The following is a 7,022-nucleotide window of genomic DNA, read 5'->3' as shown; positions in this document are numbered from 1 at the left end:
CTGGGGAGGAGGGGGAGAGCGGATGGGGTGACAAGCTTGGTTGTTTTGATTTTACCGTGCTGTTGTGGGAATTGCGGTGCCGAAGGCATTTACTGACTTCCAATATAATTAGTAAAGACGAAATATCCCCTCGATTTCGCCCCACATCAAGCGCGATTGATGATATGAGAAGTTGGTTGACTAGTGGTGGTATCAGTCGCGTCCAACTTCAACTTAATCGGCAAATGAAGGAACGCCGTTTAACTGTCGATCGCCAAAGCGAGATTCGTGAGTTTTTATTAGTTCTAGTGCAAGAAAATCAACGCCCAATTATGCAACTAATGGCTGATGGTATTATTCCCACGAATCAAGCTGATTTTCTAATGACTTACGGCATATCAGAATCAGAATTTGAGGCAATATTGCAATATATTTCATCTGGCGCTAATCCGTTTGAAAGTTGGATGTTGGCAAATGGCTATTCCAGTCAACAGATCCACCAAATTTATCAAATCATCGATCGCTGGCTTGTCAAAACCGAATTGAATTTTCCCCCACGTCCTGACAACTTCAATTTAAACTGATATGACTATGCCGGAAGATTCCGGTGCGATCGCCCCCTAGCGGGGTGACAACTATCGATAAAAGCTTGACAGGATAAGCTTTTTAAGCTACCAACATCCTGAAAAATTAGCCTAGAAGTCTGGTATTCAACAACGAATCTACAAGACTTGTAGCTGCTTCCATGTAAAAATAGGGCACTTTACAGAAAAAAATACTATTTTTCCATGCCTGTTGCTACAATACTGATCCACGATCATTAATAGACATCTCCAGAAATTAGGTTTTGAGCTAGACAGGGTAAGGGTTTGAGATTATATTTTGGAGATGTCTAATGGAATTAAATTCGATCGGTATCTGCTACTGTTGCACGATTTTGGAAAATTGGTAATTGGGTGCGATGGCTGCAAAAGTTGCCAAAAAGTCTTTTTTTCCCAAGAGAAGGTCTAACGGCTGAGTTCAGCGACGGCAGATAACCTGGGCATCACCACCGACCATCTCCATTCCGCCGCGACAACGATTTGTTATGCCGCGCCGAGATCGACTGGACTAAGGGTTTTGACTTAATTCTTGAACTAAAGATTCAGCACCTTTATTCATCTTTTCCTCATCTTCGTTCCTCAGTCGTGAATAAAGCCAGTCCAAAATTAGTGGACTGCGCCGACGGTTATCATAAATCTGTGTTTGCAGACGATCTGATTCTCTCTCAAGGTCTTGCGGAGTATACCTTCGATTGATTATTTCCTGGACGAGAGCCTCTGCTTTTTCTCTCAACCGATCCAGTCTGACAGCAGCTTCGTTATGTTCAGTATATTGACGCAAGCTAAAGACAAAGGCTGGAGTTAGTGGTGCTAGAACAGCTAATAGGAATTTTTCAAGGGTCAAACCTCCAATTAAACCAATCAGAAGAACAATAACTATTAAAGTAAATAAGATGAAAACTATCCATTTAGAATAACGGCGACGTAATTGGGCATCCCACCAAACATTCGATCTTTGACAGATGATTCGTGCTTGGTGAATTGGCAATTGATCAACAATAACTGGATACCAATTCTGGATCTTTGTGATGTTTCGATTTTTACGCTTGTACCTATTATAAGCATCAATAATTGTCTCTGGCTCAACACGGATGCCACAGTTTAGACTTGCCCAATTGAACTGTAGAACTTCACAATCAAATATCTGCTGAATCTTTGCCGCTTTCTCCTGAGTAGATTTTTGCAACCGTGAGAAGACAAGAAGTTCTAGGAGCGCAGCAATGATACCCCATAAAGCAGCATAAACAGCGAGTAGAGGAAATAGAGCAATTAGAATTGACCACACAATCACTACCGGAACGCTCATGATTACACTGACCATTTGTAAGTTTTTCGCGTCAGAATACAGTTGACGTTGTGCGGCTAATAGCTCTAAGCTCCGTTGAGTATTTTGTTCTTGAGGAATGTTATTCATGGATACTCATCTCGTTCTTGAATTTGAGATAGCAGATCAAGTATAGGTCGGAAAATTTAATCCAAAGATCTGACTCCACTTTGCAATAGATAGCTTGCGATTACCTTTCTCTTCTAACGCTCTGGCTTCTAACGACCTTAAATAATCAAAATATGCTCTCTTAGAAATTTTATCTTGATCTTCAAGACTCAGTTGATTAATGTTACCTTGAATTCCTTTGGGATCGTTGACTGGATGGAAAACCGAAGTCTGGATATATTGCAACACTTTAGGGACTTCTAAATCTACATATCCAGATGCTTTTGTATACTGTGTGGAGTAGAAGTCTAGAATCATGTTCTCAATCAGATATGAGGACATTGACGGCATAGTTGGTCTTTTATTCCAATATTTCATCAACCTGATAATATTCAGCACGTTGCCATCGTGACGCTGATTAATATCGGTGACTCGATTTCTATCAATTCTTGGATCGGTCTTTTTCCAATCTCCCTGACCGTCGGGAATTAAGTAGTAATCTCTATTAAACTGGTTTTTAGTTGTGAAAAAGCAAGGCACAAGGTCAAATGTCCAAGGATAGCTCCTTAAGTTAAGAGTTGCAGCCTCCATATTGCGTTTGATGTCGGCTTTTTCATACTGTGGAACTTGGTTGAGCAAGCTGATGAACTTGTTGATGACTTTTCGAGAACTGAGAGTGTTTGTATTGTCAAAGCAGAGTGCTTTTAACTGATAAGCAGACTCATTGACGTAAATCTCAATTCTATCCGTAAACTCGTGATAAACCCCGCCTTCAGCACTCAGAGCAATCATCATGTCAATATCATCAAGCGGCCTCTTTTTAGTACGTCTGGCAAAAGAACCAAAGGATATGTCTTTCTTCGAGTACAACCTTGGAAAGTTCGCGTCTTTGTCGGGAAACAGATGAATTTGAGACAATAGCCAGTCTCGGCTCTCTCTAGCTTGCTGAGTCTCGTCTGGATCAAGGTTTACATAATCTCTCAAGAAAACGCGGAAGGCTTCGTTAACCGTTTTAACCATATTTCTCCAGTTGTATGAGGACTCAAAGGCTACTCCACATTTAGTGTTCGACTCAAATTTGTTAGCCTAAATGCAGTGCTTTTTGAAATTCTAGCCCTCAGATTAGTACAAGAGTACTATCTAGAAGTAGGGATAACCGTACCTCTCATCGTGCTAGCAAGTAAAGGAATAATTTTGGATCGTTAGTTTTATTAAAAATTGACCTAATTTCAAAATAATGAGCTAAGGAATCAGCATTTTGTTCATTCCATAATTCTGAATAAAAATCTGCTATTTCATTCGGGGTTTCTATCGCTAGTTCCAATAGTTCAATTAGAGGCTTATTCAGATCGTTCAGCCAAAAAGTCTGGGCAATGTGATTTGCAGATGTAACAACGCTAATTGCAGCAGTCCCAGCAAAAGGCTCTACCAACCTGTTGATCTTCTTGGGAAGAAACTGGAGGATGTGCTTTGTTAAATTTCTCTTACTACCTTGATATTGAATGAAATGAGGTAGATTTGCCATCGCCACACAAGAACAAACGATCTTGCAGCAGTTTATCACGACTCTACGATGCTTGGGAGACAGATGTATAAATTGTTGTGAAAAAGAAATCGAAATTGCGATCGCTGTTTATTGCTTTGGGAGTTGGGCGCTCGATCTCTGTTCCAACTCAGAAACGAAGCTGTATCTTTATGCCAGAAGCTAGCTCAGAGCCTTTCGGAAAACGATCTTGTCATCGCCCGCCTTGTAAAACTCACGAATACGGGCTTCCTCCTCGTAACCACTCTGTCGGTAGAACGCCCGAACATACTCGAAGTTCTCCACCCCCGATGTTTCAACTAGCAGTATCCGTTCACCACGCTCCGCCAGGATCTGCTCAACGTACCGCAGCAGAGCCTTGCCGCGCCCTTGTCTCTGGCGCTCAGGGTGTACGGCGATTAGATACAGGTTCCATGTCCGATCTGTCATCCGCTCCGGTGCAACGTAGGCCACGCCCACTGGTCCATTTTCGTCGTCGGTAAACCACAAGTCTTGGTTTTCAGTTTCGCCACGGAAGTACTGATCTAGTATTTGAGCGAGATCCTCGGTTTGGTTTGGCTCGAACAGGCCAGTTGCTTCTGCCAAAGCAATCAACGCAGTCGTGTCATCGGGCGTAGTCAATCGAATCATCGTAGATTTCAGTAAGGGAACGTTTAGTAACGAAGCGAGATAACGTCATAGGTAAACTGGGGCTAATGGGGTTGCTCTCAGTTTACTGTGCTGTTGTTGGAATCGTGTTCTATTATTAGGCGGGGGTTTGTATTGATTGATAGGGCTGGATGAGAATCTCAGCGGGAATTCCTAACTCTTGATTCAGCTTGCGAATCATTTCCAAGGTCAAGGAGCGTTTGCGAGATAATATCTCAGACACTCTAGCTCGACTGCCAATACATGATTCTAAATCGCGACGAGACCATCCACGGGTGTCGATGTAGTATTGAATGGCTTCGATTGGATCGGGTATTTCAATCGGAAAGTGCGCCTTCTCGTAAGCTTCGACTAAGGTACTAAGTACATCTAGTCGATCGGACTCCGGTGTATTAGGGGCTGCATTAAATAGCAACTCAATCTCTTGAAGGGCTTCTTGATAGTCGGTTTGGGTTCTAATTGGACGTATTTCCATATATCAATCTCTGTTTAGATTGTTTCTGCATCCACCTTGTCATACTCGGGATGAGTGTCAATAAAGCGGATAAAAATAATGCCGATGTCATAACGGATGGCGACAATCAGCCGATAGGTATTGCCTTTGATGTTGAACACGACACGATTGTTCGCAATGATGCTGGCATTACGATGTGCAGTCTTAACATCGGCTGGATTCTGCCAATCGGCGTGAGAGGCTTCATAGTACCAAGTTTTCAGTGCTTCTTCGGCATCTGGATGAGTTTCCCAGAAGTTTCGTAGGGTGCTGCGGGACAAAATACGCATAGCATTTATAATAGCTTGCTCCCAAAACGGGAACAAGAGGCGCTTGAAGAGATTCTATCCCCATTCCCTAGATTCACCTTATGGGCGGAAAATAGATAAAGTGGGTTACTGATTTTAGGGATTGCGGATGTCTGTTATTTCGACTATTACTGTTACTGTTCCTGGCACTACGGCTAATCTCGGACCAGGGTTTGATTGCATTGGGGCGGCTTTAACACTATATAACCAGTTCAAATTTACTCCGATCGACAAAGGGGAGGAAACAGAAGTGGTGCATATCGCCGTCACGGGTGCGGAAGCTGCACGGGTTGATACAAGCGCTGAGAATCTTGTCTACCAAGCCTTTTTGAAAGTTTATCACCACTTGGATCTGACACCGCCACCTGTAAAAATTGATATTGAACTGGGTGTGCCTTTAGCGAGGGGATTGGGTAGTTCCGCTACTGCCATTGTGGGGGGACTTGTGGGTGCTAATCTGATGGCAGGGGAACCTCTGGAGAGGGGGGAGTTGATGAAATTAGCGATCGCAATTGAAGGGCATCCAGATAATGTGGTTCCTGCATTACTTGGAGGCTGTCGTTTGGCAGCAACTACTGAGGATGGGGGATGGGAAATTTGTGATATTCCCTGGCACGATCGCATCATACCTGTTTTGGCTATTCCCGATTTTGAACTTTCTACCCAAGAAGCAAGAGCCGTGCTACCCAAAGAGTTTAGTCGGGCTGATGCTATTTTTAATGTGGCTCATTTGGGTTTACTCTTGCGCGGCTTGGAAACCGGAAGGGAAGATTGGTTGCGTAGTGCCCTCCAAGATAAGTTCCATCAACCCTATCGCCAATCCTTGATTTCTGGTTATGAGGATCTCCGCGCCGCCGCCTTACGGGAGGGCGCATTGGGTATGGCCATTAGTGGGGCTGGTCCAACTTTGATTGCACTGGTTAATGTCATTCAGGCAGAAGCCGTTGCTAGTGCGATGGCGCAAGCTTGGGCTAAGGTGGGAATTACCGCCGAAGTGCGATCGCTTTCTATTGATTGGCAAGGAACGAAAAGTGCGATCTCGACTGGGGGATAGAGGCTTTCTGGCTAGGGGCTAGTTGCTGGAAAAGCCTCCTTGGTTTAGTCAAATCTTTTCATCTTTCTATATACATCAGGACTTACGCAGCGACATTACATATAGTAATAATGGTGCGTTAGCTATCCCATAACGCACCCTACAGAGAGAGAGGCTTTGCGTAAGTCCTATACATGTTCAGGCTGAGAAAGTCAATCACTAGCAGATCAATTTATCTATAAGGGTTCTTAAATGATTTGAACAAAACTATCTATCTTCATTTTCTGCGGAATTCTTATCCCCATGAACTCCTTGTCATAAATTGGTAATAAGCTATTTTACTGACTCCCAATAAAAGTCCTCTTTACCTGCGTGGAGGACAAGGATCAATTAAAGACAAATATCAACAAACAGGTCCATTAGATGTAGCTGCACTTCAAGGAGTCGTATTCGGTGGCAAATACTCAAAATATCGTTTTACTAAAGCAAGGGGTAGATAGTTGGAATCAATGGAGATTGCAAAATCTAGTTTTAGATAGGAATCGCAGCGATAATAAGCGTTTGGCGACAAACTTCAGTCGGGTTGACCTCAGTGGCTCTAATCTTAAAGAGTTTAACCTTAGTGGGTTCAACCTAACTAGGGCTAATTTGAGTCGAGCGGATCTAAGTCGAGCTAATCTAAGTCGGGCAAACCTTCAGGAGGCGATATGTCATCACGCTAATCTGAGGGAAGCGATTTTGATTGATGCTAATCTCGTGTCAGCTTTCTTGAGAAATGCGGATCTCAGTGGGGCTAATCTGAGTGGGTGTGACTTGACGGGTGCAAACCTCAGCGAGTCAGACTTGACAGGTGCAAATCTCAGCGGGGCTATTTTCAGAGGAGCGATTCTCAGAAATACTGATATCAGTAAGGCTAACTTCAGTGGGGCTAACCTGAATGGGGCTATTCTCAAGGGGGCGATCATTTCCAGAATGTGAAATGGG

Annotated in this window: 8 protein-coding genes and 1 pseudogene; 3 read left to right on the top strand and 6 right to left on the bottom strand. The window is 43.4% G+C overall.

Annotated features, from left to right (window positions below; all coding sequences use genetic code 11):
• A partial coding sequence (locus NJ959_RS23450) for a hypothetical protein (protein WP_254014166.1) occupies window positions 1–563 on the top strand: 563 nt, incomplete at its 5' end.
• 526 nt (window positions 564–1,089) lie between these two features.
• Here the strand turns inward: NJ959_RS23450 and NJ959_RS23445 are convergent.
• From NJ959_RS23445 to NJ959_RS23420, 6 genes and pseudogenes are all read right to left on the bottom strand, one after another.
• Window positions 1,090–1,995: an S-4TM family putative pore-forming effector gene (locus NJ959_RS23445; protein ID WP_254014165.1), complete on the bottom strand. Its 906-nt coding sequence runs from the start codon at window positions 1,993–1,995 to the stop codon at window positions 1,090–1,092.
• A 36-nt stretch (window positions 1,996–2,031) separates the two neighbouring features.
• The gene (locus tag NJ959_RS23440) at window positions 2,032–3,033 is read right to left on the bottom strand and encodes a hypothetical protein (RefSeq protein ID WP_254014164.1); all 1,002 of its coding nucleotides are present in this window, start codon (window positions 3,031–3,033) and stop codon (window positions 2,032–2,034) included.
• A gap of 148 nt (window positions 3,034–3,181) precedes the next feature.
• Window positions 3,182–3,538 (bottom strand): annotated as a pseudogene (locus NJ959_RS23435) (DNA adenine methylase); the annotation flags it as partial.
• Window positions 3,539–3,718: 180 nt separating this feature from the next.
• On the bottom strand, window positions 3,719–4,186 hold the full coding sequence (locus tag NJ959_RS23430; RefSeq protein WP_254014162.1) for a GNAT family N-acetyltransferase: 468 nt from the start codon (window positions 4,184–4,186) through the stop codon (window positions 3,719–3,721).
• A gap of 115 nt (window positions 4,187–4,301) precedes the next feature.
• Complete coding sequence (locus NJ959_RS23425) at window positions 4,302–4,679, bottom strand: helix-turn-helix domain-containing protein (RefSeq protein WP_254014161.1); 378 nt, start codon at window positions 4,677–4,679, stop codon at window positions 4,302–4,304.
• Between the two features lie 14 nt (window positions 4,680–4,693).
• Window positions 4,694–4,987, bottom strand: a complete 294-nt coding sequence (locus NJ959_RS23420; protein ID WP_254014160.1) for a type II toxin-antitoxin system HigB family toxin — start codon at window positions 4,985–4,987, stop codon at window positions 4,694–4,696.
• Between the two features lie 127 nt (window positions 4,988–5,114).
• Here NJ959_RS23420 and thrB point away from each other — a divergent pair, with 127 nt between their 5' ends.
• Together thrB and NJ959_RS23410 are read left to right on the top strand one after the other, a co-directional pair.
• Window positions 5,115–6,059, top strand: coding sequence for a homoserine kinase (gene thrB / locus NJ959_RS23415; RefSeq protein ID WP_254014159.1), 945 nt, complete (start codon window positions 5,115–5,117; stop codon window positions 6,057–6,059).
• Between the two features lie 432 nt (window positions 6,060–6,491).
• Window positions 6,492–7,016, top strand: a complete 525-nt coding sequence (locus NJ959_RS23410) for a pentapeptide repeat-containing protein (RefSeq protein WP_254014158.1) — start codon at window positions 6,492–6,494, stop codon at window positions 7,014–7,016.
• Window positions 7,017–7,022: the final 6 nt, after the last annotated feature.

The sequence above is a fragment of the Limnofasciculus baicalensis BBK-W-15 genome (assembly GCF_024178385.1).
Classification (GTDB): Bacteria; Cyanobacteriota; Cyanobacteriia; order Cyanobacteriales; family Coleofasciculaceae; genus Limnofasciculus; species Limnofasciculus baicalensis.
Note: the sequence above shows the minus strand (reverse complement) of the source record. Positions and strands in the feature narration are given on the sequence as shown.

Coding starts and splice junctions, on each gene's coding strand:
- NJ959_RS23445 (WP_254014165.1), bottom strand. CDS start 1,995: ATGAATAACATTCCTCAAGAACAAAATACTCAACGGAGCTTAGAGCTA.
- NJ959_RS23440 (WP_254014164.1), bottom strand. CDS start 3,033: ATGGTTAAAACGGTTAACGAAGCCTTCCGCGTTTTCTTGAGAGATTAT.
- NJ959_RS23430 (WP_254014162.1), bottom strand. CDS start 4,186: ATGATTCGATTGACTACGCCCGATGACACGACTGCGTTGATTGCTTTG.
- NJ959_RS23425 (WP_254014161.1), bottom strand. CDS start 4,679: ATGGAAATACGTCCAATTAGAACCCAAACCGACTATCAAGAAGCCCTT.
- NJ959_RS23420 (WP_254014160.1), bottom strand. CDS start 4,987: ATGCGTATTTTGTCCCGCAGCACCCTACGAAACTTCTGGGAAACTCAT.
- thrB (WP_254014159.1), top strand. CDS start 5,115: ATGTCTGTTATTTCGACTATTACTGTTACTGTTCCTGGCACTACGGCT.